22 protein-coding genes are annotated in these 23,347 nt (G+C 69.7%); 14 read left to right on the plus strand and 8 right to left on the minus strand.

Translation table 11 applies throughout. The features are described 5' to 3' along the window. Positions 1-21: 21 nt before the first annotated feature. The gene (locus QO010_RS11730) at positions 22-819 is read left to right on the plus strand and encodes an enoyl-CoA hydratase-related protein (protein WP_307349329.1); all 798 of its coding nucleotides are present in this window, start codon (positions 22-24) and stop codon (positions 817-819) included. Between the two features lie 184 nt (positions 820-1,003). Here QO010_RS11730 and QO010_RS11735 read toward each other — a convergent pair whose 3' ends face one another. Next, complete coding sequence (locus tag QO010_RS11735; protein WP_307349331.1) at positions 1,004-1,732, minus strand: sulfotransferase-like domain-containing protein; 729 nt, start codon at positions 1,730-1,732, stop codon at positions 1,004-1,006. Next, on the minus strand, positions 1,729-2,640 hold the full coding sequence (locus QO010_RS11740) for an aminotransferase class IV (protein WP_307349332.1): 912 nt from the start codon (positions 2,638-2,640) through the stop codon (positions 1,729-1,731). The genes QO010_RS11735 and QO010_RS11740 overlap by 4 nt, the downstream gene beginning before the upstream one ends. Before the next feature lie 190 nt (positions 2,641-2,830). On the opposite strand from QO010_RS11740, the gene QO010_RS11745 reads away from it, so the two are divergent. Together QO010_RS11745 and QO010_RS11750 are read left to right on the plus strand one after the other, a co-directional pair. Further along, on the plus strand, positions 2,831-3,679 hold the full coding sequence (locus QO010_RS11745; RefSeq protein ID WP_307349334.1) for a hypothetical protein: 849 nt from the start codon (positions 2,831-2,833) through the stop codon (positions 3,677-3,679). 54 nt (positions 3,680-3,733) lie between these two features. Beyond that, positions 3,734-4,627, plus strand: coding sequence for a hypothetical protein (locus QO010_RS11750; protein ID WP_307349336.1), 894 nt, complete (start codon positions 3,734-3,736; stop codon positions 4,625-4,627). Here the strand turns inward: QO010_RS11750 and QO010_RS11755 are convergent. Then, positions 4,624-5,073 carry a DUF5990 family protein gene (locus QO010_RS11755; protein ID WP_307349338.1) on the minus strand — a complete coding sequence of 150 codons (450 nt, stop codon included), beginning with the start codon at positions 5,071-5,073 and terminating at the stop codon, positions 4,624-4,626. The genes QO010_RS11750 and QO010_RS11755 overlap by 4 nt on opposite strands. A gap of 27 nt (positions 5,074-5,100) precedes the next feature. Here QO010_RS11755 and QO010_RS11760 point away from each other — a divergent pair, with 27 nt between their 5' ends. The 6 genes from QO010_RS11760 (at position 5,101) to QO010_RS11785 (ending at position 11,889) form a co-directional block, all read left to right on the plus strand. Then, positions 5,101-6,093: an NAD(P)H-dependent flavin oxidoreductase gene (locus tag QO010_RS11760; protein WP_307349340.1), complete on the plus strand. Its 993-nt coding sequence runs from the start codon at positions 5,101-5,103 to the stop codon at positions 6,091-6,093. Beyond that, on the plus strand, positions 6,080-7,456 hold the full coding sequence (locus tag QO010_RS11765) for a pyridoxal phosphate-dependent decarboxylase family protein (protein WP_307349342.1): 1,377 nt from the start codon (positions 6,080-6,082) through the stop codon (positions 7,454-7,456). The genes QO010_RS11760 and QO010_RS11765 overlap by 14 nt, the downstream gene beginning before the upstream one ends. 101 nt (positions 7,457-7,557) lie before the next feature. Continuing rightward, positions 7,558-8,727, plus strand: a complete 1,170-nt coding sequence (locus QO010_RS11770) for a patatin-like phospholipase family protein (protein ID WP_307349344.1) — start codon at positions 7,558-7,560, stop codon at positions 8,725-8,727. Positions 8,728-8,766: 39 nt separating this feature from the next. Next, entirely contained in the window at positions 8,767-9,594 is an 828-nt protein-coding gene (locus QO010_RS11775; protein WP_307349826.1) for a 3-hydroxybutyrate dehydrogenase, read from the plus strand. 53 nt (positions 9,595-9,647) lie between these two features. Further along, positions 9,648-10,976 carry an NAD(P)/FAD-dependent oxidoreductase gene (locus QO010_RS11780; RefSeq protein WP_307349346.1) on the plus strand — a complete coding sequence of 443 codons (1,329 nt, stop codon included), beginning with the start codon at positions 9,648-9,650 and terminating at the stop codon, positions 10,974-10,976. Between the two features lie 22 nt (positions 10,977-10,998). Further along, positions 10,999-11,889 (plus strand): LysR family transcriptional regulator, encoded by an 891-nt coding sequence (locus QO010_RS11785; protein WP_307349348.1) that lies wholly within the window; start codon positions 10,999-11,001, stop codon positions 11,887-11,889. On the opposite strand, the gene QO010_RS11790 is transcribed toward QO010_RS11785, so the two are convergent. Continuing rightward, positions 11,890-13,071 (minus strand): MFS transporter, encoded by a 1,182-nt coding sequence (locus QO010_RS11790; RefSeq protein WP_307349350.1) that lies wholly within the window; start codon positions 13,069-13,071, stop codon positions 11,890-11,892. Positions 13,072-13,214: 143 nt separating this feature from the next. Further along, on the minus strand, positions 13,215-13,706 hold the full coding sequence (locus QO010_RS11795) for a cupin domain-containing protein (RefSeq protein WP_307349352.1): 492 nt from the start codon (positions 13,704-13,706) through the stop codon (positions 13,215-13,217). A gap of 146 nt (positions 13,707-13,852) precedes the next feature. Here QO010_RS11795 and QO010_RS11800 point away from each other — a divergent pair, with 146 nt between their 5' ends. Both QO010_RS11800 and QO010_RS11805 read left to right on the plus strand, forming a co-directional pair. Next, positions 13,853-15,292 (plus strand): aldehyde dehydrogenase family protein, encoded by a 1,440-nt coding sequence (locus QO010_RS11800; RefSeq protein ID WP_307349354.1) that lies wholly within the window; start codon positions 13,853-13,855, stop codon positions 15,290-15,292. Positions 15,293-15,481: 189 nt separating this feature from the next. Next, a complete protein-coding gene (locus QO010_RS11805; protein WP_307349356.1) occupies positions 15,482-16,219 on the plus strand; it encodes a glucose 1-dehydrogenase in 738 nt (245 codons plus the stop codon). Between the two features lie 155 nt (positions 16,220-16,374). Here QO010_RS11805 and QO010_RS11810 read toward each other — a convergent pair whose 3' ends face one another. Genes QO010_RS11810 through QO010_RS11820 form a run of 3 tightly spaced genes read right to left on the minus strand, consistent with a single transcriptional unit; the run spans position 16,375 to position 18,548 of the window. After that, positions 16,375-17,253 (minus strand): energy transducer TonB, encoded by an 879-nt coding sequence (locus QO010_RS11810; protein ID WP_307349358.1) that lies wholly within the window; start codon positions 17,251-17,253, stop codon positions 16,375-16,377. Between the two features lie 21 nt (positions 17,254-17,274). Further along, the gene (locus QO010_RS11815; protein WP_307349359.1) at positions 17,275-18,132 is read right to left on the minus strand and encodes a hypothetical protein; all 858 of its coding nucleotides are present in this window, start codon (positions 18,130-18,132) and stop codon (positions 17,275-17,277) included. A gap of 8 nt (positions 18,133-18,140) precedes the next feature. Next, a complete protein-coding gene (locus QO010_RS11820; protein ID WP_307349361.1) occupies positions 18,141-18,548 on the minus strand; it encodes an energy transducer TonB in 408 nt (135 codons plus the stop codon). A 173-nt stretch (positions 18,549-18,721) separates the two neighbouring features. On the opposite strand from QO010_RS11820, the gene QO010_RS11825 reads away from it, so the two are divergent. The 3 genes from QO010_RS11825 to QO010_RS11835 are packed head-to-tail and all read left to right on the plus strand — an operon-like array spanning position 18,722 to position 23,305. After that, entirely contained in the window at positions 18,722-19,699 is a 978-nt protein-coding gene (locus QO010_RS11825) for an alpha/beta fold hydrolase (protein WP_307349363.1), read from the plus strand. Then, the gene (aptA, locus tag QO010_RS11830) at positions 19,696-21,024 is read left to right on the plus strand and encodes an omega-aminotransferase AptA (RefSeq protein WP_307349364.1); all 1,329 of its coding nucleotides are present in this window, start codon (positions 19,696-19,698) and stop codon (positions 21,022-21,024) included. Before QO010_RS11825 ends, aptA begins: the two co-directional genes overlap by 4 nt. A gap of 49 nt (positions 21,025-21,073) precedes the next feature. After that, positions 21,074-23,305: a TonB-dependent receptor gene (locus QO010_RS11835; RefSeq protein WP_307349366.1), complete on the plus strand. Its 2,232-nt coding sequence runs from the start codon at positions 21,074-21,076 to the stop codon at positions 23,303-23,305. The last annotated feature ends 42 nt before the right edge of the window (positions 23,306-23,347 follow it).

Here is a 23,347-nt window from a genome sequence, read left to right on the forward strand (position 1 = left end):
AAGCCTCGTTAAGCCTTCACCATGACCCTGCCCGTCTTCGACACTATCGCCCTGGACCAGCCGGCCCCGCATGTCCTGCGCATCCGCTTCAACCGGCCGGACGTCGCCAACGCGCTGAACACCGCCATGGCCCGCGACGTGCTGAGCCTGTTCCAGGGCTTGATCCTCGATCCACAGGACTGGCGCTGCCTGATCCTGACCGGGGCGGGCGACAAGGCCTTCTGCGCCGGGGGCGACCTGAAGGAGCGCCACGGCATGACCGACGCCGCCTGGCAGGCCCAGCATGTGCTGTTCGAACAGGCCTTCTACGCGCTGATGGACAGCCCCGTGCCGGTGATCGCGGCGGTCAACGGCGCGGCCTATGGCGGCGGCTGCGAGTTCGCCCTGGCCTGCGACTTCATCCATGCGGCCGAGACGGCGCGGTTCGCCCTGACCGAGACCCGCCTGGGCATCATTCCCGGCTGCGGCGGCACCCAGAACCTGCCCCGGGCCGTGGGCGTGCGGCGGGCCCGCGAACTGATCCTGACCGGCCGTCCGTTCTCGGCCCGGGAGGCGGCCGACTGGGGCATGGTCAACCGGGTGGTCCCGCTGGGCGATCTGGAAGACAGCGTGCTGGAAACCGCCGCCGCCATCGCCGCCGGCGGCCCCATCGCCGTGCGCCAGGCCCGCCGGGCCATGGGACTGGGGATCGAGACCGACCTGAAGACCGGGCTGGCCCTGGAGGTCGAGGCCTACAATCGGACGATCCCGACGGCGGACCGCCGCGAGGGCGTGGCGGCGTTCAACGAGAAACGGCCGGCGGTTTTCCGAGGGGAGTAGGCGAGAGTCACCCCACGCCCAACCCAAACCGTCATTCCAGGCCTTGTGCCTGGAATCCCGCCATCCGCCGCACGTGAGCAAGGCCGTGGGGCGTCCACGCTACAGCTTCATCGCCGTCATTCGCAGCGAGCGGAACGCGGGATCCTGGGCACAAGGCCCAGGATGACGGTTGAAAAGTGAATGGTCAGCGTTCCAACTTGAACGCCGCCAGCCGCTCGTAGTGGGGCCGGGCCGCTTCGGCGATGGGCTTCAGGTCCTCGCGCAGCACCGCCGCCTCCTCGCGGGGCGGGCCAAAACCCGTGGATTTCTCGACGGCGTCGTACCAGGCCGGGGCCCAGACCCCGTCGCTCATCCGGCGGCCGGCGGGCCAGGCCAGCATCGCCTCGCTGAACGGGACATCCAGGGCCGCGCACAACGCCGTCAGCATGCCCCGCGGATCGGCCAGCACGTCGCGGCCCTCGACCACGGGCGGGGCCCTGCCCAGCCGGTCGGCCTCGCGCTCGAACAGCTCGCGCTGCCGCTCAAAGCCGATATCGGCCAGGGTGACGCTCTCGCGCTTGACCGTGTAGCTGGCCAGCACCGCTTCAGGCTCGCGGATCAGGAAGGCATTGCGGCACTGCCCGGTCCAGTCCAGCGCCACACCGGGCAGCATGTGGTGGGTCATGTGCTTCTGGTAGTGGATCGCCGCCCCGCCGGGCGCCGCGCCGGTGAGGTCCGCCGCCACCTCGTCCCAGTCCCGCGACTGGCTGGCCAGCACCGCCTCGCGCATCGGATGGTCCAGGCCGGTGGCGGCCAGATAGGCGGCGTAGAAGGGCTCGTCGACGACGGTGGTGTCGGGGCGGTTCTCGAAGGCCCGCATCATCGCCGTGGAGATGTTGCGCGGCCCCGACCACATGGCGATGCGCACGGTCATCGGGCGGCTTCCGCGTCCTTGAGGGCCTCGTAGAGCGCCTTCAGCCGCGTGGTCACCGGCCCGGGCAGGGCCAGAGGCAGGGCCCGGCCGTCGATCTCGCGGATCGGGGTCAGGCCGCCGAAGGTGCCGGTGACGAAGGCTTCGTCCGCGGTCTGGGCGTCTTCGAGCGGGAAGTCGCCCAACTGGATCGGCACGCCGTTCACGCGGCAGAGCTCGATGACATTGGCCCGGGTCACGCCGTTGAAGCAGTAGTCGCCGCGCGAGGTCCGCACCTCGCCGTCCCTGACCCAGAAGAAGTTGGTGGCGTTGCAGCTGGAGACATGGCCGTGCGGGTCCAGCATCAGCGCCTCGTCGGCCCCGGCGCGGATGGCCTGCTGCAGGGCGATGATCAGATTCAGGCGGCTGTGACTGTTCAGCCGCATGTCGAACATCTCCCTGGGCGTGCAGAGGATCGAACTGGTGTGCAGCGACAGGCCCCGGGTCGCCAGGGCGGGGCTGGGCGACTTCCATTCGGCGACGATGACGACGGTGGGTTTGCCCAGCGCATTGCGCGGATCCTGGTTGCAGGCCGCCTTCTCGCCGCGGGTGACCATCAGCCGGATATGGACGCCGTCCTCCATGCCGTTGGCGGCGAAGAGTTCGTTCAGCGCCTCGACCACACCCTGGCGGGTCAGGCCGATATCCAGATCGATGGCGCCGGCCCCCTCGAACAGCCGGTCCAGATGGGTTTCCAGGAACATCAGCCGGCCCCGGTGCAGCCGCAGCCCCTCCCAGACCCCATCACCCAGCACGAACCCGGCGTCGAAGATCGAGACTTTTGCGTCCCGCTTGGGGACCAGCGCCCCGTTCAGCCAGACCAGCGCCGTCTCGTTGCGCGGGTCGGCGGCGAAATCCTGACTGCCGGCCATCTGCTTCTCCCTGAATCAGGAAGAGGCCCTTCTCGCCCCCTAGGCGTCAAGTCGCCGCAGGGGCTTCGTTTGGGGAGTGTGTCGGCTGGCAGCCGACATTGCTTGCCAATATGTTGGCGGTCGGGGGACGTGATCAGCCGTGCGAACCTGGAGCACTGAAGACACTGACCACATTCTCGATCGGGATGTGGTGGAGGCCGTGATCGCCGGGCCGGGGTTCGAGCGGGCTTTGCGCGGCTGCGTGGAATGCTGGCTGCCCAAGTCCAACGACACCAAGATGATCGAGGTCACCATGCGGGATCTGGGCCGCATGGTCAGCGGCAACTGGTCCCTCTATCTCGACTCCAGTCCCGGCGGCCTGACCCTGTCGCGCATGAGCAAGCTGCTCGAGGGCTCCTGGCTGTCCAGTCCCGGTCGGGCGCGGGCCCTGCTGCTGTATCTGCGGTTCCTCGGCTATATCGAGCCGGCGGTCAGCCAGGACAATGACGGCCGCGAAAAGCGCTTCCGGGTCACCCCCCAGCTCAAGCAGGCCTTCCACGAACGCTATCGCCGTGACCTTGGCGCCTTCATCGAGACCGACCCCGCCATCGCCGAGGTCGCCGAGCGGCTGGATGACGAGGAGGTCTTCCGCTGCCTGGCCTGGGCGCACGGCGGTCTGCTGGTCGCCCTGCTCAAGGCCTACAGGCCGGAGACCGTCTCGCTGGACATGTTCTCCAGCCGCTATTCCGGCATGATGGTGCTGGCCCACATGCTGCTGAGCGGTGAGGCGGGCGACAGCTTCCCGCCACAGCGACCGGTCCGCTACACCGTCGCGGGCCTGGCCCGTGAGACCGGCATCTCCCGCGCCCAGGTTCGCCGGCTGTTTCGCGAGGCGCAGGCGGCCGGCTTCATGACCCCTGTCGAGGAAGGGCTGATGCTGCTGACCCCGCTGCTGGCCGAGCACGTCAAGCTGCTGGTGGCGTGCGCAAGCCGCATACTGGCGGCCAGCGCCGAGGCGACGCTGACACATCTGGAAGAGTCCGGGCGCGACGTGGCCTGACGGCCTGGGACAATAGGGCTATAGTTCCAGGCTTCGGGCGGGCTTCTCACAGACATGCGAAACTGGACGCTGGCGGAAGCGGCGGAAGTCATCAGCGACGAGCAGATCAGCGCCGCGCGCCGGCTGCCGGGCCTGGTCGAGGCGGGCCGGCGCTCGGCGGCCAGCTGGCTGCCCCGGCCGGGCGACACGAAAATGGTCGCCGCCACCCTGCGGGACCTGGGGCGGATGGTCAGCGGGGTCTGGGCCATCTATCTGGACGCCAGCCCCGGCGGCCTGACCCTGGCGCGCCTGGCCAAGCTGTTGGAAGGCACGCGACTCTCCAGTCCCGGCCGGGCCCGGGCCCTGCTGATCTACATGCAGTTCCTGGGCTATGTGCAGCCCGCCCGGAGGGAGGCGGATCGCCGTGAGCGGCATTACACCATCACCCCGGCCCTGTTCGAAGCCTTCCATGAACGCTACCGCCGCGACCTGGCCACGGTCGCCGACCTGGACCCGCTGATCGCCGAGATTCTGCGGCGGATCGAGGAGCCGGGGGTGTTCCGCGCCTTCGTGCGGGTGCATGGCGACTTCCTGGCCGCCGGTTTCAAGACCTGGCGCCCCGAGGGGCCCTCGCTGGACATCTTCTCGGAGCGGTTCTCCGGCATGGTGGTGCTGTCGCTCATCCTGTTCAGCGGCGTGGAGCGCGACAGCTTCCCGCCCCGCCAACCGGCGCCGATCAATGTCGCCAGGCTGTCGCGCGACGCCGGCATCTCACGGGCCCAGGTGCGCCAACTGCTGAAGGCGGGCGAGAAGGCCGGCTTCTTCGATCTGCGGACCGAGGGCGTGGTGGTCCTGACCCAGCAGCTCTACGACAACCTGGAAATCCTCACCGCCGGGGTGATGGTGATCTTCCGCGAATGCGCCCGCCGCACGCTGGCCTACCTGGCCGAGGGCCCCGAAGAAGTCTAGCTAACCACCCGCCAGCCCCCAATCAGCGGAATGGTCGCGCAGGCCGGGCCGCCGTCCTTGCCGACGCCGGCGAAGGCCGTCTCCAGCCGTTTGCCCGGGGCCAGGGCCGCCTCGATCTGGGCCGGGGTCAGGGTTCCGATCCGCACCTTGGCCCGGCGGGTGATCGGCGTGCCGTGCTGGCCGGCGCAGGTCCCCCAGTTGACATAGATGAACCTGTCGCCGGTCGGTCCCTGGATGGCCGGGCCCACCAGCCGCGCCGCCCCGTCCGGCCCGGTGGTCACCTTGACCGGGACGTCGAAGGCGACCCGCCCGGCGCCGGCTTCACTGGGCCGGATCAGTTCGCTGGCGAAGTTCGCGCCGGTCTTGCCCCACTGCACCGCCACCATCACGCCGGGCGGCGGGTCTTCGACCACGATCCGCACGGTGGTCTCGCCCAGATTGGCCACGAACGGTCCTCCAATTCACGCCGCCTCTTGACCCCGCAGCGTCGCCGGGTGAGGGCGAAGGGAGGGAGAGCGCCAATGATCAACAATCGCATCACCGCCATGCTGGGAGTGCAATACCCCATCGTCCAGGCCCCGATGGGCTGGATCGCCCGCGCCCAGCTAGCCAGCGCCGTCTCCAACGCCGGGGGACTGGGGATCATCGAGACCTCTTCCGGCCAGCTCGACGAGGTGCGCGGCGAAATCAAAAAGATGCGCGAGCTGACCGACAAACCGTTCGGGGTGAACATCGCCCAGGCCTTCGTGCGCGATCCCGACATCGTCTCCTTCGTGGTCGACCAGGGGGTCAAGTTCGTCACCACCTCGGCCGGCGATCCCAACAAATACTGCTCGGCCCTCAAGGAAGCGGGCCTGACCGTCTTCCACGTCGTGCCTTCGCTGGCGGCGGCGCTGAAGGCCATCGAGGCCGGGGTCGACGGGCTGGTGGTCGAGGGCGGCGAGGGCGGCGGGTTCAAGAACAGCCGCGACGTGGCCACCATGGTGCTGCTGCCCCTGGTCTGCTCGAAGGTGAAGGTTCCGGTGATCGCCGCCGGCGGCATGGTCGATGGGCGCACCATGGCCGCCGCCTTCGCCCTGGGGGCCGAGGGCATCCAGATGGGAACCCGCATGGTCTCGGCGGCCGAGTCGCCGGTGCACCAGAACTGGAAGGACGCCATCCTCGGGGCCAAGGAGACCGACACCGTCTTCCTCAACCGCTTCGGTCCCGGGCCGGCCCTGCGGGCCCTGCGCACCGAGAAGACCACGGTCATGGAAAAGGACCCGCCGGAGGGCGGCGCCATGGGCGAGTTCCGCAATGCGCTGGCCCTCTATTTCGGCGGCGACATGGAGGCCTCCATCGCCCTGTCGGGCCAGGTGGCCGGCCGCATCGACGCGGTCCGCCCGGTGGCCGAGATCATCGCCGAGACGGTCGCCGAGTTTCACGAGACCTGCGCCGACCTGGGCGCTCGCTATGGAAAGGCCTGACGCCGACGCGCTCGACCGGGCGCGCCATCACGCCCAGGCCTGGCTGGACGGGCTGGGGACCCGGCCTGTCTATGCGCCGGCGTCGCTGGACGAACTGCGCCAGAGCCTGGGCCGGCCGACGCCGGAGCGCGGTCTTCCCGCCGCCCAGGTCGTCGACGAACTGGCCCGGGACGCCGAGCGCGGCCTGCACGGCTCGCAGGGCGGGCGGTTCTTCGGCTGGGTGATCGGCGGCGGCCTGCCCGCGGCCATCGGGGCCGACTGGCTGACCGCGGTCTGGGACCAGAACGCCTGCCTGCACGCCTCCGGCCCCGCCGCCGCCGTGGTCGAGGAGGTGGCCGGGGCCTGGCTCAAGGACCTGTTCGGCCTGCCGGCCGAAGCCAGCTTCGCCTTCGTCACCGGCTGCCAGATGGCCCATGTCACGGGCCTCGCCGCCGCCCGGCACGCGGTGCTGCGCGACCGGGGCTGGGACGTCGAGCGCCAGGGCCTCAGCGGCGCCCCGCCCATCCGTGTGCTGAGCAACGCCGACCGTCACGCCTCGGTCGACATCGCCCTGCGCATCCTGGGCATCGGCACCGACGCCCTCGAACCCCTGGCGATGGACGACAATCGCCAGGTTACGCCTGAGGGCCTCAGCGCCAAGCTCGCCGAGCGGGACGCCCCGACCATCGTCATCCTGCAGGCGGGCGAGCTGAACCTCGCCGCCTTCGATCCCTTCGCGCAGCTCTGTCCCATCGCCCGCGCGGCCGGCGCCTGGACCCATGTCGACGGCGCCTTCGGTCTCTGGGCCCGGGTCAGCCCCGCCCACCGCCATCTGGCCCAGGGCATCGAACTGGCCGACAGCTGGACCACCGACGGCCACAAGTATCTCAACGTCCCCTATGACAGCGGCCTGGCCTTCGTCCGCGACGCCGACGCTCATCGCGCCGCCATGACCATGACCACCAGCTACTTCCCGGCCGGCGGCGGGACCGCCCGTGACCCCTTCGACTGGAACCCAGAACTGTCGCGCCGGGCGCGGGGGTTCGCCGTCTACGCCGCCATCCGCGAACTGGGGCGCGAGGGTCTGGCGGACCTGGTTCGGCGCACCAGCCGCCACGCCCGCGCCTTGGCCGAGGGCATCGGCGCCCTGCCGGGGGCCGAACTGGTGATGGTCTCTGACCTCAACCAGGCGCTGGTCCGCTTCGGCGACGACGCCAGGACGGATGCGGTCATCGCCCAGATCAATGCGTCCGGCGAGGCGCTGTTCGGCGGCGTCAGTTGGCGGGGCCGCCGCTGCATGCGGATCAGCGTCAGCAACTGGCGCACCGGCGAGGCGGATGTGGCGCGCACGATCAAGGCTGTCGGAGCCGTCCTGGCGGGCTGAGCGGTCGGTTACGCACCCGCGCCTATGCAAACCATGCCTTACCGGCATTTCCGGCCAACCCGGCGACCCGGCATCTTCCGTTCCGCAAACGGAGATCACCCATGGCCGCGGCCACCCTCGAAAACCCCCGCAAGGCGGCGGCGAAATCCGAACCTCATTTCGACCGCGCCGCGCTTGGCCAGATCGTCCTTGTGTTCCAGGGCGGCGGGGCGCTGGGCGCCTACCAGGCCGGGGTCTATCAGGCCCTGCATGAGGCGGGCATCGAGCCGGACTGGGTGATCGGCACCTCGATCGGGGCCATCAACGCCAGCCTGATCGCCGGCAACGCTCCGGAAAACCGCCTGACCCGCATGCGCGAGTTCTGGCGGCGAATGACGCATGGCCCGCTGACCGAGATGGCCTCGGCGCTTTCGGGACCCGGCGCCGCCAACGCCATGACGGTGATAGGCGGGGTGCGCGGCTTCTTCGAGCCCAATCCCTGGGCCTTTCTGGGCCAGCATATGCCGCTGGGCCCGGATATGGCCGGCTACTACCGCACCGTTCCACTGGAACGGACCCTGGCCGACCTGATCGACACCGATCGCCTCAACAGCGGCGCGCCCCGGCTGACCGTCGGCGCCGCCAATGTCCAGACCGGCGAGATGCGCTATTTCGACAGCCGCGAGTCGCCGCTGGGCGTGCGCCATGTCATGGCCTCGGGCGCCCTGCCACCGGCCTTCCCGGCCGTGCGGATCGACGGCGAACTCTTCTGGGACGGCGGCATCCTTTCCAACACCCCGGTCGAGGCGGTGTTCGACGACAACCCCCGCCGCGGCGGCCTGGTCTTTGCCGTCCATGTCTGGAGCCCCAACGGTCCCGAGCCCGACACCATCGCCCGGGTGATGAGCCGCCAGAAGGACCTGCAGTATTCCAGCCGTGCGGTCAGCCACATCGCCCGCCAGAAACAGATCCATCGCCTGCGCCACATCATCGCCGAGCTGGCCGCCCACGTGCCCGAGGACATCCGCCAGCGGGCCGAGACCAAGGCCCTGGCCGCCTATGGCTGCCTGACCCGCATGCATGTCGTCCGCCTGCTGGCCCCGCCGCTGGCCGGCGAGAACCACGCCAAGGATATCGACTTCTCGGCCGAGGGCGTGCGCAGCCGCTGGGACGCCGGCTATCTGGACACTGTCCGTGTGCTGGCCAAGGCCCCCTGGACCCGCGAATTCGACCCGATGGAGGGCTTTATCCTCCATGAGGCGGCCGGCGGCGAAATGCTGGCCGAAGGCTGACCCATGACCAACCAACCCCTGTCGCTTTGGAAACCCGCCATGAACACCCTTGCCCGCGTCGCCCAGCTTGAGGCCGCTCCCCGTCCGCTCGAGGGCCGCGTCGCCCTGGTCACCGGCTCGACCAGCGGCATCGGCCTGGGCGTGGCGACCGAACTGGCCCGCCAGGGCGCGGCCCTGGTGCTCAACGGCCTGGGCGACCCCGACGAGATCGAGCAGATCCGCCTGGACCTGGCCCGCGACCACCAGGTCGAGGCGACCTACAGCGACGCTGACCTGCGCGATCCCGAGGCCATCCGCCAGATGATGGCGATGGCCCATGACGCCATCGGGCCGGTGGACATCCTGGTCAACAACGCCGGCATCCAGCATGTCGCGCCCATCGAGGATTTCCCGGTCGCCCGCTGGGACGCCATCATCGCCATCAACCTGACCAGCGCCTTTCATACCATCCGCGCGGTGCTGCCGCGCATGAAGGCCGAGGGCTACGGCCGGATCATCAATATCGCCTCGGCCCACGGCCTGGTCGGCTCGCCCTTCAAGTCGGCCTATGTCGCCGCCAAACACGGCGTCGTCGGCCTGACCAAGGTGGTGGCGCTGGAGGCGGCCGAGAGCGGCGTCACCTGCAACGCCATCTGCCCCGGCTATGTCTGGACCCCGCTGGTCGAACAACAGATCGACGACCAGGCCAAGGCCTTCAAGATCACCCCCGAACAGGTGATCAAGGACGTGCTGCTCAAGGCTCAGCCCAACAAGCGCTTCGCCACGGTCGAGGAGATAGGCATGCTGACCGCCTACCTCTGCGGTCCCGGCGGCGCCTCGATTACCGGCGCCGCACTGCCGGTCGATGGAGCCTGGACGGCGCACTAGGCGCTCTCGGTTCCCATATGTGCTATGGCCTAGCCGACAGAGGACGCCACGCCGTGACCCAGCCGCAAACCGCTCCCGCCCGGCCCCGCGTGGTGATCGTGGGAGCCGGTTTTGGCGGGCTGGCCCTGGCCAAGGGCCTGGCCGACGCGCCCTGCGACGTCACCCTGATCGACCGCCGCAACCATCACCTCTTCCAGCCGCTGCTGTATCAGGTAGCGACGGCGGGCCTGGCCCCCACCCAGATCGCCAGCCCGATCCGCAGCGTGGTGCGCGGCCAGGCCAACACCCGGGTGATCCTGGGCGAAGTCGCTGGGGTGGATCGGGCGCGCCGACAGGTGAAGCTCAGCGACCGGGTCATCCCCTATGACATCCTGGTGCTGGCCACCGGGGCGACCCACGCCTATTTCGGGCATGACGACTGGGAGGCCTTCGCCCCCGGCCTCAAGACCCTGGAAGACGCCATCGACGTGCGCCGCCGGGTGCTGCTGGCCTTCGAACGGGCCGAGCTGACCGACGATGCGGCCGAGCGCGAGCGGCTGCTGACCTTCGTGATCATTGGCGCCGGCCCGACCGGGGTCGAGCTGGCCGGGGCCATAGCCGAGCTGGCGCGGCGGGCCATCAGCTGCGATTTCCGGGTCATCCAGGGCGCCATGGCCCGGGTCTATCTGGTCGAGGCCGGGCCGCGCGTGCTGACCGCCTTTCCGCCCCACCTGTCGGCCTATGCCGCCCGGGCGCTGGAGAAGCTGGGCGTCACCGTCGCCACCGGCCGGGCGGTCACCGCCTGCGACGCCCTGGGCGTGGAGCTGGATGGCAAGAGCCGCATCGAGGCCCGCACCCTGGTCTGGGCCGCCGGCGTGCGCGCCTCGCCGGCTGCGACCTGGCTGGAGGCCGAGCGCGACCGGGCCGGCCGGGCCATGGTCGGCGCCGATCTGTCGGTCGCCGGCGCGCCCGACATCTTCGTCATCGGCGATGCGGCCCATGCCCAGGCCGACGGCAAGCCCCTGCCCGGCGTCGCCCCGGTCGCCAAGCAGCAGGGCGAGTACCTGGCCCGGCTGATCAAGGCTCGTCTCGCCGACCGCCCCGCGCCGGGGCCATTCCGCTACAAGGACTACGGCAATCTCGCCACTGTCGGGCGCCAGGCCGCCGTGGTCGCCATCGGCAAGGCCAGCCTGAAGGGCTTCATCGCCTGGCTGTTCTGGGGCGCGGCCCACGTCTATTTCCTGATCGGGTTCCGCAACCGCATCGCCGTCACCCTGGACTGGCTGTGGGCCTACATCACCTTCGACCGCGGCTCGCGGCTGATCACCGGCGACATCATGCCAAAGACGCCCGAGCCGGCCCCCAGGGCGGCGGCCAGGCGCCCGCTCGAACCCGTCCACTAGCCAGGATCGGGGGGCCAAGACCATGGAAATGCAGCAGGTCCGCTACTTCCTGGCGCTGTCGGAGACGCTCAACTTCACGCGCGCGGCCGAGCAGTGCCACGTCACCCAGCCGGCCCTGACCCGCGCCATCCAGCAACTCGAGGCCGAGCTGGGCGGGCCGCTGTTCCATCGCGAGCGGCGCCGCACCCACCTGTCCGAACTGGGCCGGATGATGCTGCCCTACCTGCAGTCGATCCAGGACCAGAGCGAGGCGGCCCGCAACCACGCCCGATCGCTGAAGACCCTGGACGAGGCGCCGCTGAACATCGGGGCCATGTGCACCATCGGCCCGGCCATGCTGACCGACCTGATCGTCCGTTTCCGCGCCGCCAATCCCGGCGTGCAGCTGGTGGTCAAGGATCTGGGGGCCAAGTCGCTGATCGAGGCGCTGAGCGACGGCGACCTGCATGTCGGGCTGATCGGCCTGCCCGAGCCGCTGGACATGCGCTTCCACAGCCTGCCGCTCTTCGACGAGCGTTTCGTGGTGGCCATCGCCCCGGGCCATCCGCTCGCCAGCCGCAACACCATCAGCGCCCCGGACCTGCACCGCGAGTCCTATGTCAACCGCCACATGTGCGAGGTCTTCGACCACATCCGCGACAACTATCTGGGCCGGGGCATCAAGATGCGCCAGGTGTTCTCCAGCGACCGCGACGACTGGGTCCAGGCGATGATCAAGGCCGAGATGGGCCTGGGGCTGTTCCCCGAGTTCTGCGTCACCGATCCGGGCCTGACCACCCGGCCGCTGACCGACCCGCCGTTCAACCGCACCATCATGCTGGTCACCGTGCGCGGCCGGCCGCATTCGCCGGCCCTGGGCGCCTTCGTCTCGCAGGCCAGGACCTATGACTGGCGCAAGGCGGCGGCGCGCTAGCTACTCGCGCAGCACCGAGGCCAGGGCCGCGATCGCCGCCAGGGCCAGGGCCACGCCCGCCACGCAGGCGCCCCAGCCGAAGCGGTCGAAGGTCTGACCCAGCACCGCCGCCCCGGCCAGGCCGCCCAGATAGTAGCTGGCCAGGTAGAGCCCGCCGGCCGTCGCCCGGTCCGCGCCGGCGATCCGTCCGACATAGCCGGTGGCCGCCGCCTGGGCGAAGAAGGTCCCCACGCCCACCAGCACCAGCCCGGCCAGCACCGGGACCAGGCTGTCCAGCACCAGCAGCGGCAGCCCCGCCCCCGCCACCGCCATGGCCGCCCAGAACACCGGCCGCGCCCCCAGCCGGGCGGCGATCCGGCCGGCGAACGGCGTGGTGATCATCGAGGGCAGGAAGACGAAATAGACGATGCCCAGCTTCATCGGCGACAGGGCGACCGGCGGGGCGGCCAGCACGAAGTTGACGTAGGTGAATACGCCCAGGAAGGCGAACAGGATCAGAAAGCCGATGCCGTAGCCGGCCAGCAGCCTGGGGTTTCGCAGCGGTGAGAGCCAGGCGGCCAGGGTTCGCCGCATGGCGGGGCCCGGCATGGCCAGGGTCCGCTGCAGGCTGACATAGACCAGGGCCGCGCCGGCCAGGTTCAGAAGCGCGAAGACATAGAAGTTGGCCGACAGTCCCAGCAGATCGGCCACCGAGCCGCTGATCAGCCGTCCCACCAGGTTGGACGCCACCCCGCCGGTGACATAGGCGGCCGTGGCGGTGGCGGATTCCGCCGGGGTGCAGTGCTCGCCCAGCCAGGCCAGGGTCAGGGTGAAGGCGGCCGACATGCAGACCCCCTGGACGATGCGAAGGGCGGTGAAGGCCATCAGGTCGGGCGCATAGGCCAGCAGGGCGGTGGGGATGGCCAGCAGGGCCAGGCTGATCCAGATCCCCCGCCGATGATCCCAGCGGCCGCCGAACGCGGCGACGGCCAGGCCGCTGACCGCCATGCCGATGGTCGAGGCGTTGACCGCGAACCCCATGGCCGCCCGGCTGACCCGGTAGTGGCCGACCAGGGTGGGCAGGATGGCCTGGGCGGCGAACAGATCGACAAGAGTCAGGAAGCCGATCAGCCCGATGACCAGGGTGCGGCGCAGGGCCTGGGACGGATGGGCGGGATGGTGTTGGCTCATGGTCAGGGTCATGGCGGGGCTCCGGAAATGGAAGAGCCCGCGGCGCTGGGGGTGCGCGCCGCGGGCTCCAGACGCCTCAGGGAAGGGGGTGGCCTGAGGCAGTCCGTCTGATCGGGAACGGGATCGGCCCTTGTCCGGATCAGACGGGGTCTCGACTACATCGCGTTGTCGGAGGGCTTGGGCGCCCCGTCGTTCTTGATGTCGGCGGCGTAGAGCACGGCCACCTTGTCGGTGTTGTTCTTCCACCAGTGCGAGATGCCGCCCGACTCCAGCGAGATGTCGCCGGCCGGATGCTCGATGCCGACCGCGCAGGTGCTGCGGTATTCGGTGATCGAGCCCTCGATGGTCAGGATCAGGGCCGGGCGGTCGCCGTGGCTGTGCCAGGGCACCACGCCGCCGGGCTGGATGACCAGCTTGCGGAAGCGAAGGTTGCGGCCGGCCAGGCCCTGGATTTCCGGGCCCAGGTCGACGCTGCCCAGCACGGTGTCGGTGACGCCGAGCGGCATCATTTCACCGGTCAGGCGGGCGTTCGGGCGGGTCTGGTCGGCCGGGCATTCGCCGGCCGAGGCGGAGGTGGCGGCCAGGGCGCCGGCGCCCAGGACAGCGCAGGCGGCGAGCGCCTTGAAGGAGGTGGTCAGTCGGGTCATAGCTCTTTTCAGTTCAGGTTGGAGGGCCGTGCGGCCCGGCGTTTCGATGACGCCAAACTACCGGCGGCGAGTGCTGTTCTGAATTCGAATTGGGTTATGGGTTCCATGCGCCGAGGCCATGGTTGGCGGGGCGGAAGAGGGCAGGAATGACGATCCGCGAAGGCCTGTTCATCGCCGGCGAGTGGCGCGCCAAAGGCTCGGCCGGCGTCCTGGAACTGGAAGATCCGTCCACCGGCGACGTGCTGGGCGAAGCCGCCGCCGCCGGACCGGCCGAGGTCGACGAAGCCGTCGCCGCCGCCCGCTCGGCCCTGACCGGGCCCTGGGGCGGGCTGACCGCCGCCGAGCGCGGCCGGGTCCTGTCGAAGATCGGTTTCGCCGTCGCCGAGCGGGCCGATGAGCTGGCGCAGCTCGAGGCCCGCGATGTCGGCAAGCCGCTGCGCCAGGCCAAGGCCGACGCCCTGGCCCTGGCCCGCTACCTGGAATTCTACGGCGGGGCGGCCGACAAGCTGATGGGCCAGACCATCCCCTATCTGGCCGGCTACACGGTCTACACCCTGCGCGAGCCGCACGGGGTGACCGGCCACATCATCCCCTGGAACTATCCCATGCAGATCCTCGGCCGCTCGGTGGTCGCGGCGCTCGCCATGGGCAACGCCGCCGTGCTCAAGCCGGCCGAGCAGGCCTGCCTGACCGCGCTGGCCTTCGCCCGCATCGCCCACGAGGCGGGGCTGCCGGCCGGCGCCCTCAGCGTCATCCCGGGAACCGGGGCCGCGGCCGGCGCGGCGCTGGCGTCTCACCCCGGCGTCGACCACATCTCCTTCACCGGCTCCACCGGCGTGGGCGCCGCCATCCAGGCCGCCGCCGCCCGCAACACGGTGCCGGTCACCCTGGAGCTGGGCGGCAAGTCGCCTCAGCTGGTCTTCGAGGACGCCGACCTCGACAAGGCGCTGCCCTTCCTGGTCAACGCCGCCATCCAGAACGCCGGCCAGACCTGCTCGGCCGGCTCGCGCATCCTGGTGCAGCGGTCCATTCATGACCGGCTGGTCGAGCGGCTGGCCGAGCGCTTCAGCGCCCTGACCGCCGGCCCGGCGATGAGCGACCTGGACCTGGGCCCGCTGATCTCGGCCAAGCAGAAGGCCATGGTCGAGGGCTTCCTCAGCCAGGGCCGCGCCGACCTGACCCTCGCCGCCCAGGGCCGCATCGCCGCCGGCGCCCCGTCCGGCGGCCACTATGTCCCGCCCACCCTGTTCACCGGCGTCGATCCCGGCCACCGCCTGGCCCAGGACGAGATCTTCGGCCCCGTCCAGGTGGTCATCCCGTTCGAGGACGAGGCCGACGCCGCCCGCATCGCCAACGGCACCGCCTATGGCCTGGTGGCCGGGGTCTGGACCGCCGATGGCGGGCGCCAGATGCGGCTGGCCAGGGCGTTGCGGGCCGGCCAGGTGTTCATCAACAATTACGGGGCCGGCGGCGGGGTCGAGCTGCCGTTCGGCGGCGTCGGCCGCTCCGGCCATGGCCGCGAGAAGGGCTTCGAGGCCCTCTACGCCTTCTCCACCCTCAAGACCGTGGCGGCGCATCATGGCTGACACTGCTTTTTCTGGAACCCTTCCTCCTCGATGGAGGAAGGGCAGGGTTGGTGGTGCGCGCTCGGAATTTGGGCGACTGGCTCAGGGTGGCGTGGTCGCCTCCCCGCGTTCTTCCGGAGACGCACTGCCACCACCACCATCCCCGCCCTTCCTCCATCGAGGAGGAAGGGAGACCGTGAGCGCATTCCCATGAATCGACTTCAAAACAGGTTGGCCATCGTCACCGGTGGCGCGTCCGGCTTTGGCGAGGGCATCGTGCGCCGCTTCGTCGCCGAGGGCGCGCGGGTGATCATCGTCGACCGCAACGGCGAGGCCGCCGCCGCCCTGGCCGCCGAGCTGGGCGACCAGACCCGGCCCTTCACCGCCGACGTCTCGAAGGACGCCGACATCGCCGCCCTGGCGCAGGCGGCTGGGGCGGTCGACATCCTGGTCAACAACGCCGGCATCGGCCACCTGCCCCAGCCGCTGGACGGCCTGCCCGAGGACGAGTTCGACCGGCTGTTCGCCGTCAACGCCAAGTCGGTCTATCTGACCGCCCGCCATTTCGTGCCAGGCATGAAGGCGCGGGGGTCCGGCGCCATCCTCAACATCGCCTCGACCGGCGGGGTCAGTCCCCGGCCGAACCTGACCTGGTACAACGCCACCAAGGGCTGGATGATCACCGCCACCCGGGCCATGGCCGTCGAGCTGGCCCCCAGCGGGGTGCGGGTCAACGCCCTCAACCCGGTGGCCGGCGAGACGCCGCTGTTGGCCACCTTCATGGGCCAGGACACACCGGAGATCCGCGCGAAGTTCCTGGCCTCGATCCCGCTGGGCCGCTTCTCGACGCCGGCCGACATGGGCGCGGCGGCGGCCTTCCTGTGCTCGGACGACGCGGCGATGATCACCGGGGTGGCGATGGAGGTGGACGGGGGACGGTGTATCTAGGGCCCTGCCCGAGATTCCTGGCGAAGGCCAGGATCCATACGGGGCTGGCCGCCCTGCCCGCGCCTTTTCAGGATCCTCCGCTTGGACCCTGGCCTTCGCCAGGGAAACCGGGGATGGGGCTATGTGCGGAGCTGCTAGGGGTTGTTCCGATCCGTCTATTTCGATCCTGCCGCGGCGAACCGGGCGGCGGCGTCCTTGCGGACCGCCGCCACATCCGGAAGGGCCGCCGCACCCGGCTTGGCCACGCCGCACGCTAGGTCCAGCCCCTTGCCCATCACCGGGTCATCGGTCGCCTGCCAGCCGGCGTTCACGGGGCCGCTCCAACCGACCCGTTCGCCCGGTCCCATGAATACCTGCACGCTCTGGGGACTGATCCTGCGACCGGCGCAGTCAAGGGTCTGGTCCAGCATCCAATACATGGCGCGGCCGTCGGTCGGCGGGAACACGATGACCATCCAGGTCCTGCTGACGCCGTCGACGGGCGGGCTGTCCGGGGTTCGCAGGTAGAGGAAGACCGGACCCGCTGAACTGTCCGAAACATCCGCGGAGCCCGCGCCCATGTACAGGAACTGTCCGGCCATCGGCGGCAGGGGTGGCGGCGGACCCGATGCTTGGCCCATCATGATCGGTGCGCCTTGCTCGGGGGCCTGAAAGACGATCGGGATACGCACCTCGGCGCCCTCGACCGGCGTGCCGTCCAGAGTCTTGGGCTTCATCCGGAAGGCCGGGGCCATGCGCACCGCCGCCGCGCCGAAGTCCTCGCCCGGTGGCGATTCCGAGATCACCTTGCAGTTGGTCAGCAGGCCCTCAGCCGAGACGAAGCAGCCGATGACAGCCCTGCCGCTGATGCTGTTGCGCATGGCGTGTTCGGGATAGTAGCGGGCGATGTCGTCCGGGCTGGGCAGGGCGGCCCAGTCGGGATTGGTGATCACCGGCTTGCGGTTCTTCGGCGGCGCAGTCCGCACCGGCGGCGTCGTGCCGGCCGACCAGGCCGGCGATGCGGCGGCGACCACCGCCGCAAGAAGTCCGACCATCAACCCGCGCATGGCGCCTTTCTACTTCGCCGCCTCGGCGCCGCCGCTCTTGGGCAGGCCGATAAGGCTTATCAGATAGCCGATGACGCCGCTGCCACCATAGCCGACGACAGGAGTCGGATAGTGGCCCAGGACCGTCGCCGCGAGGATCGCCAGCCAGACAGCGCCGAAGACGGCCATGGTGGGACGGGTCCGCGGCGAGCCGGTCAGGGCCGGGAGGATCATCAGCCCCGCGCCGAGGATCACGGCCGGTCCGGCCAGGGGATGGGCTGCGAACGCCGTGAGGAAGACCTGCTCGACGAAGGGCTGGACCGGCAGCTGGTCGGCCTGCAGCAGGCTCGCCGTGAAGCCGGTCACGGCGGCGGCCAGCGCGATCATCACCGTCTTGGCGCGGCAGACCAGGGCCAGCACGATCAAGCTCACCACCAGCGCGCCGGCCATGGCCCGGTCGGGCTGCAGCGCCAGGGCCAGGGCGGCCACGATCATGCCGGTCGTCGATAGGGTGTCGCGGCGGCCCGCGAAGCCCACCGCCATCACCGGCAGGAGCAGCAGGCTGGGCTGGACGACCAGCCCATGGATCACGATCCAGCGCTGGGCGCCGTCCAGGCTGGCCCCGAACTGGCTGGTCAGCAGCAGCAGGACGCCACCAGCGAGGATCAGGGGACCGGACCATCGACGGGTCACCCGTTCCGCCAGACATCCGGCTCCAAGCAGGACCAGGCCCAGCAACATCGCCCCGATATTGATCGACACATATCGGCCCGGCGCCCCGGCCAGCACTAGGTAGGCCAGACCTAGCCCCGTTGCCAGGACGGCGCACAGGGTGGCGGTCCTGCGAGGACGCTCAGCGAGATTGCACCAGACCGGCAGCGCCTGCATATGCCGCGCTACGGCGCGCTCGGCGCCGGCGCCTCGGCCGGCGGGTTGAAGGCGATGGGGATGCGCACCACGCCGCCGGCGACGGGCGCGCCGTCGAGTGTCTTGGGCTTCATCTTGAACTTGCCGGCCATCTTCAGCGCCGCAGCCCCGAACCCTTCGCCCGGCGGCGTTTCCGAGACCAGGGTGCAGTCCTTGAGCCGTCCCGCCCTGGTGACCTTGCACTGGATCAGGGCCTTGCCACCGTCCCCGCGCCTGGCGGCCTGCGGCATGAACTGGGCGATGACCGCGGCGGAGGGAAGTTCGGCCCAGTCGGGTCTGGTGATCCTCGGCGCTGGCGATTCAGCGAGGCCCGGTCCCGCGAGGGCCACCAAGGCCAGGCCCAGAACAACGATGCGGCGCATGGCGATCCCCTTCATGGCGCACAGATTGGCGCCAATCCAGTCCCCTGGCCACCGGCTGCATCCGCATTCAGTTTTTCTGCGCTATCAAACCCTATAATTTTCCTAGGAAATGACTGTCACCGCATTGCAGCATTTCCGTTGCGTTGCGGTCGGGGTAGGCTGCGCCGCCGCGGCAGGGAGGCCAGGGGATGGGCAGGCTCGTGATTGGCCAACTCGTTGTGGGATTGGGTGTTGTCGTCCTGGTCATCGCCGTCGTGCTGGTGGCGACCTGGCTGGTCCTGCGGCGGCCGGATATCCCCTTCGAGAAGCTGGAAGCCAAATACGCCGTCCCGACTTCGCACTATGTCGACCTGGGCGAGGGCGTCAGGGTCCACTACCGCGACGACGGCGATCCCAAGGCGCCGGTCATCGTGCTGGTGCATGGCTTTGGCGATTCCTTCCTGACCTGGGAGGGCTGGATCAAGGCGCTGTCGCCCCACTACCGGGTGATCACCCTGGACCTGCCCGGCCACGGCCTGACCCGCGCTCCGGCCACCTACGCCCCCGAGCCCGACCGCTACGCCGACCTGATCGACGCCTTCGCCGCCAAGTTGGACCTGCCGCCCTTCGCCATCGCCGGCAACAGCATGGGCGGGGGCGTGGCCTGGCGGTTTGCGCTGCGCCATCCCCAGCGGTTGACCGCCCTGGTGCTGGTCGACGCCGCGGGCTGGGCGCCGCCCGCCAATTCGCCGCCGCCGCCCCTGGCCTTCAAGGTCATGCAGAGCGGGTTCGGCAAGTTCCTGCTCAAGACCATCGAGACCCGGCCCCTGACCGCCCAGGGCCTGAAGGCCGATGTCGTCGACCAGAGCCTGATCACCCCCGCCTTCGTCGACCGCTGGGTCGAGGTGCAGCGCGCGCCTGGCCACCGGCCGATCCTGATGGCCGTGTTCACCGCCAGACAGGCCCCGGCGACCAAGGAAACCCTGGCGAAGATCACGACGCCCACCCTGGTCCTGTGGGGCGAGCAGGACCACCTCATCCCGGTCGCCAACGCCAAGGCCTTCGCCGACGCGATTGGTGGCGCGAAACTGATCATCTACCCGGACGCCGGCCACCTGCCGCAGTTCGAGAATCCCACCCGCTCGGCCGGCGATGTCGACGCCTTCCTCAAGGGTCTCGCCAAATGAACAAGCCGCTCAATCCGCCGGCTAACGCCCTTGAAGCCTTCTGGATGCCGTTCACGCCCAACCGGCGGTTCAAGGCCGATCCGCGCTTCGTCGAGCGGGCCGAGGGCATGTTCTACTACACCCCCGACGGCCGGCCCGTGCTGGACGCCACCTCGGGCCTGTGGTGCGTCAACGCCGGCCACAACCGTCCGCGCATCGTTGAGGCCATCCAGAAACAGGCGGCCGAGCTGGACTATGCCACCAGCTTCAACATGGGCCACCCCAAGGCCTTCGAGTTCGCCTCGCGCCTGGCCAACATCCTGCCCGGCGACCTGGACCATGTGTTCTTCTGCAACTCCGGCTCGGAGGCGGCGGACACGGCGCTGAAGATTGCGCTCGCCTATCACCGGGCCCGCGGCAAGGGTGGGAAGACCCGGCTGATCGGCCGCGAGCGGGGCTATCACGGGGTCGGGTTCGGCGGCATCTCGGTTGGCGGCATCGTCGCCAACCGCAAGTATTTCGGCGGGCTGCTGGGTGGGGTCGACCATCTGCCCCACACCCATGACCTGGCCCGCAACGCCTTCTCGCGCGGCCAGCCCGAGCATGGCGCGGACCTGGCCGACAATCTCGAGCGCATCGTGGCGCTGCACGACGCCTCGACCATCGCCGCGGTCATCGTCGAGCCGCTGGCGGGTTCGACCGGCGTCCTCGTGCCGCCCAAGGGCTATCTGGAGCGGTTGCGGGCCATCTGCGACCGGCACGACATCCTGCTGATCTTCGACGAGGTCATCACCGGCTTCGGGCGCCTCGGCGCGTCCTTCGCCAGCGAACTGTTCGGCGTGCAGCCCGACCTGATCACCCTGGCCAAGGGCCTGACCAACGCCGCCGTCCCGGCCGGCGCCGTCGGGGCCAGCGCCCGCATCTACGACACGCTGATGGACGGCGCCGACGCCCCCATCGAGCTCTTCCACGGCTACACCTACAGCGCCCACCCGCTGGCCTGCGCCGCGGGGCTGGCGACCCTGGACACCTATCGCGACGAGGGGCTGTTCGAGCGGGCGGGCCAGCTGTCGCCGCTCTGGGAGGAAGCCGCCCATAGCCTCAAGGGGGCCCGCCACGTCATCGACATCCGCAACCTGGGCCTGGTCGCCGGGATCGAGCTGGAGTCCCGGCCCGGCGCGGTCGGCGAACGGGGCCAGGAGATCTTCAAGGCCGCCTTTGACTCCGGCCTGATGATCCGGGTCGGCGGCGACATCGTAGCCCTGTCGCCGCCGCTGATCATCGAAGAGACCCAGCTCGACCAGATTTTCAGTCAGCTGCGTAACCTGCTGTCGACCATCGACTAACGCACTAGCTCGCAATTGGGCGCGCTCCCCCGCGCCCACGGAGGGGACCATGATCCAACGCCTGCTGAAGACCACCGCCCTTGGCCTGACCCTGGCGGGTCTGGCCGCGCCCGCCTTCGCCCAGGATGCGCCGCCGCCAAAAGCTGAAAGGGGAGACACCACGACGCTCTCCGACCTGGTCGTCACCGCCCAGCGGCGCGAGGAGGCGGCCCAGGACGTCGCCGTCGCCCTGACCGTGCTGAAGGGCGACGACCTGGCCGACCGCGGCGTCGTCAACGTCAACCAACTGCAGTACGCGGTGCCCGGCCTGGAGGCGGTCCCGGCCTTCGGCGGCGGCCAGCCGCAGTTCCGCCTGCGCGGGGTGGGCTTCGACGACTATGCCTCCAACAACACCTCGACCGTCGGGGTCTATGTCAACGAAGTCGCCTATCCCTTCCCGGTCCAGACCCAGGGGGTAATCTTCGACATCGGCCGGGTCGAGGTGCTGCGCGGGCCGCAGGGCACCCTCTATGGCCGCAACACCACCGGCGGGGCGATCAACTTCATCACCAACCGCCCGACCAGCACGTTCACCGCCGGCGCGACGCTGGAGGCCGGCAGCAACGACCAGGTCAAGGCCGAGGCCTATGTCTCCGGCCCGCTGGCCGACACCCTGCGCTTCCGCCTCTCGGGGATCACCCAGCAGGGCGGGGCCTGGCAGTCCAACCGCACCACCGGCGAGTCCATCGGCGACAAGGACCGCTCGGCCATCCGCGGCCTGCTGCAATGGGACATCACGCCGAAGGTCGACCTGACCATCGACGCCCACTGGTCGCAGGACCAGTCGGACGGGGCCGGCCTCTACCTGTTCGCCCCCCTGGCCTTCGCGCCGCCGACCATTCCGGCGGATGCCAGCCCCTCGAAGACCGGTTGGGGCGGCTCGACCACCTTCACCGGCTTTACCGGCATCGGAACCACCGACAAGCCGTTCAAGGACAATACGGCCAAGGGGATCGACATCACCCTGAACGCCGACCTCGGTTTCGCGACCCTGACCAGCATCACCGCCTTCGAGAAGTTCGACCGGCGCGAGTTCAACGACTGGGACGCTTCGGCGAGAGCCTTCGCCGGCACCTATTTCGACACCGACGCCAAGGTGTTCTCGCAGGAACTGCGGCTGGCCAGCGCCCCCAGCGACGGCCCCACCGACTGGGTGATCGGCGCCTATTATTCCAAGGAGGACCTGGACGAGGAGTTCGCCTCGGACTTCTTCGAGTCGCTGCTGTTCGACACCGACACCCTCTACAAGCAGCATGTCCGCTCGGGCAGCGTCTTCGGCCAGATCGGCTACAGGATCACCCCGACCGTCCGCCTGGTCGGCGGCCTGCGCTACGAGAGCGAAAAGCGCGGCCTCGACAACTTCATCACCCAGGGGGTGTTCGCGCCCGGCGGGGCGGGGATCGGCTTCATCCCGCCGTCGGATGTCTCCAAGACCAACAACGAATGGTCGGGCAAGCTGGGAATCGAGTGGCGGCCCAACGACGACACCCTGGTCTATGCGACCATCAGCCGGGGCATCAAGTCGGGCGGTTTCACTGCCTACAACACCCCCGACGTCACCCTGCTGCACCCCATCGCGCCGGAGAAGCTGCTGGCCTATGAGCTGGGCTTCAAGACCGACTTCGCCGGCGACACGGTGCGGCTGAACGGGGCGGTCTTCTACTACGACTACAAGGACCAGCAGGTGCAGTCGGCCATCTACACGGCCTTCGGACCGATCGGTAACATCGTCAACGCCGACGCTCACATCTGGGGGGCCGAGGCCGAGCTGCAGTGGAAGCCGACTCGCGAACTGCAGATCAACCAGTCGCTGAGCTACAAGACCGGCGAGTTCGATGATTTCGTCGACCTGGACATCGCCGCCTCCATCCTGGCGGGCCATGCGGTGTTCAAGCAGCGGGCCGGCGAGAACGAGGGCTTCCCGGCCTGGAGCTATATCGGCGATGTCTCCTACATCTGGGACCTGGGCGGCTACGATCTGGAGGCCGAGACCAACTACGCCTTCCACGACAAGGCCAAGCCGGTCTTGCTGGGCCCGACCTACAATGTCGACAGCTACTGGTTGGCCAACGCCAACCTGACCCTGACCCCCCATGACGGGCCCTGGTCGGTCAGCCTGTGGGGCCGCAACATCCTGGATGAGAAATACGACCTGACGCGGAACTTCTTCCTGCCCGGCATCAGCATCGCCGCGCCGGGCGAACCGGCGACCTGGGGGATCCGGGTGGGGGTGAAATACTAGGAGGCAGGTGGCGCGGCCCCCTCTTACGAAGGGAGAGTGGCC

The sequence above is a fragment of the Caulobacter ginsengisoli genome, assembly GCF_030814835.1.
GTDB lineage: Bacteria > Pseudomonadota > Alphaproteobacteria > Caulobacterales > Caulobacteraceae > Caulobacter > Caulobacter ginsengisoli.

Bases quoted from the DNA above. Each gene is read 5' to 3' on its own strand.
- aptA (WP_307349364.1), top strand. From the start codon at position 19,696: ATGAACAAGCCGCTCAATCCGCCGGCTAACGCCCTTGAAGCCTTCTGG.
- QO010_RS11750 (WP_307349336.1), top strand. From the start codon at position 3,734: ATGCGAAACTGGACGCTGGCGGAAGCGGCGGAAGTCATCAGCGACGAG.
- QO010_RS11835 (WP_307349366.1), top strand. From the start codon at position 21,074: ATGATCCAACGCCTGCTGAAGACCACCGCCCTTGGCCTGACCCTGGCG.
- QO010_RS11795 (WP_307349352.1), bottom strand. From the start codon at position 13,706: ATGACCCGACTGACCACCTCCTTCAAGGCGCTCGCCGCCTGCGCTGTC.
- QO010_RS11825 (WP_307349363.1), top strand. From the start codon at position 18,722: ATGGGCAGGCTCGTGATTGGCCAACTCGTTGTGGGATTGGGTGTTGTC.
- QO010_RS11765 (WP_307349342.1), top strand. From the start codon at position 6,080: ATGGAAAGGCCTGACGCCGACGCGCTCGACCGGGCGCGCCATCACGCC.
- QO010_RS11730 (WP_307349329.1), top strand. From the start codon at position 22: ATGACCCTGCCCGTCTTCGACACTATCGCCCTGGACCAGCCGGCCCCG.
- QO010_RS11800 (WP_307349354.1), top strand. From the start codon at position 13,853: ATGACGATCCGCGAAGGCCTGTTCATCGCCGGCGAGTGGCGCGCCAAA.
- QO010_RS11805 (WP_307349356.1), top strand. From the start codon at position 15,482: ATGAATCGACTTCAAAACAGGTTGGCCATCGTCACCGGTGGCGCGTCC.
- QO010_RS11770 (WP_307349344.1), top strand. From the start codon at position 7,558: ATGGCCGCGGCCACCCTCGAAAACCCCCGCAAGGCGGCGGCGAAATCC.
- QO010_RS11735 (WP_307349331.1), bottom strand. From the start codon at position 1,732: ATGACCGTGCGCATCGCCATGTGGTCGGGGCCGCGCAACATCTCCACG.
- QO010_RS11810 (WP_307349358.1), bottom strand. From the start codon at position 17,253: ATGGTCGGACTTCTTGCGGCGGTGGTCGCCGCCGCATCGCCGGCCTGG.
- QO010_RS11820 (WP_307349361.1), bottom strand. From the start codon at position 18,548: ATGAAGGGGATCGCCATGCGCCGCATCGTTGTTCTGGGCCTGGCCTTG.
- QO010_RS11785 (WP_307349348.1), top strand. From the start codon at position 10,999: ATGGAAATGCAGCAGGTCCGCTACTTCCTGGCGCTGTCGGAGACGCTC.
- QO010_RS11740 (WP_307349332.1), bottom strand. From the start codon at position 2,640: ATGGCCGGCAGTCAGGATTTCGCCGCCGACCCGCGCAACGAGACGGCG.
- QO010_RS11815 (WP_307349359.1), bottom strand. From the start codon at position 18,132: ATGCAGGCGCTGCCGGTCTGGTGCAATCTCGCTGAGCGTCCTCGCAGG.
- QO010_RS11790 (WP_307349350.1), bottom strand. From the start codon at position 13,071: ATGACCCTGACCATGAGCCAACACCATCCCGCCCATCCGTCCCAGGCC.
- QO010_RS11775 (WP_307349826.1), top strand. From the start codon at position 8,767: ATGAACACCCTTGCCCGCGTCGCCCAGCTTGAGGCCGCTCCCCGTCCG.